General features: G+C 73.9%; 2 protein-coding genes. Both read right to left on the bottom strand.

Annotated features, from left to right (window positions below):
• Positions 1–117: 117 nt before the first annotated feature.
• Positions 118–1,053: an ABC transporter substrate-binding protein gene (locus DVA66_RS20465; RefSeq protein WP_114561581.1), complete on the bottom strand. Its 936-nt coding sequence runs from the start codon at positions 1,051–1,053 to the stop codon at positions 118–120.
• Between the two features lie 67 nt (positions 1,054–1,120).
• Positions 1,121–1,324: hypothetical protein (locus DVA66_RS20460; RefSeq protein ID WP_198672011.1), on the bottom strand; the 204-nt coding region annotated here is incomplete at its 5' end.

Raw genomic sequence — 1,324 nt, 5'->3', positions numbered from 1 at the left:
CACCGGAACACCCGCGCACCGCGGTTGGGCATCCGGTGCACCGGCGGGGAACGGCACCGGGCCCGCGGTGGACAGGGTGTCCACCGCGGGCCCGGTCACGATTCGGGACGGGTCGGCTCAGGCGAGGCCCTCGCCGGCCAGCCACTCCCCCGCGACCTCGCCGGGGTTGCGCCGGTCGACGTCCACCGCCTTGTTGAGGGCGGTCAGCTCCTCGGTGGTGAGCGCCTCCGAGACGGCGTCCATGGCGTCCACCGCGGCGGTGTTCTGGGCCACCTGCGGTGCCATCAGCGGGACGATGTTCTGCGGCAGGATCATCCCCTGCGGGTCCTCCAGCTGGACGTAGCCGTTGTCGCCGATGGCGGACTCGGTGGTGAAGAAGGTGGCCACCTGGATCTTGCCGTCGTTGAGGTCGCGGATCTTCACGGCCGGCGCGTCGTAGGGGCGGAACTCGCCGAACTCGACGCCGTAGAGCTCAGCCAGCCCGGGCGGGCCGTAGGAGCGCTCGGCCAGCTCGGCCGGACCGCCCAGCACGGCGTCCGGGGCGAGGTCGGCCAGGTCCTCCAGCGAGGTCACCTGGTTCTGCTGGGAGTACTCGGCGGTGACCACGTAGACGTCCTGGTCGGTCGCCTCCGACGGCGTGCCGAGCACCAGCTGCTCCCCGGCCAGCACCTCGTCCAGCGCGGTCTCGATCTCCTCCGGGGTGGAGGCGGGGGACTCGGCGTCGAAGTAGAGCAGCAGGTTGCCGGTGTACTCGGGGATCACCGAGATCGAGCCGTCCTGCAGCGCGGTCAGGTAGACCTCGCGGGAGCCGATGTTGGGCCGGGTGGTCGCCTGCACGCCCTGGGCCTGCATCGCCTGGGCGTACAGCTCGGCCAGCACCTGCGACTCGGTGAAGTTGGCCGAGCCGACGACCACCTCACCGGCCTCGGGTGCCGGCGCGGCCGACTCGCTCGCCCCGCCGCCCTCGAGCGGGTTGGAGCTGCCGCCGCAGGCGCTGAGCACCAGTGCGGTGGCGGCTGCGGTCGCGGTCAGGATCCAGCGCTTCCTCGTCATGTGGGCTCCTCGGTGTGTGGTGGGAGGTCGGATCGGTGTGGATCGGTCGGTGCTGCGGTCGGGCGGGTCAGCCGGGCCGGGGTCCGGGGTCGGGCGTCCCGCCGGCGGGGACGTCGGCGGCCTTGGCGTCGGTGGCACGGTCGGTGGTGTCGTCGCCGTCGGGGTGCCGGGCGGCGTCGGGGTGGTCGGCGGCGGTCTCCGCGGCGAGCTCGCCGGCCCGCAGCGCGTCCAGGTCGCCCCGCTCCTCGCGGCGGACGCGGCGTCGGCGGCG

Origin of the sequence: Desertihabitans aurantiacus, from assembly GCF_003344635.1 — a bacterium.
Lineage (GTDB): Bacteria > Actinomycetota > Actinomycetes > Propionibacteriales > Propionibacteriaceae > Desertihabitans > Desertihabitans aurantiacus.
This window is presented reverse-complemented; position numbering and strand designations above follow the sequence as displayed.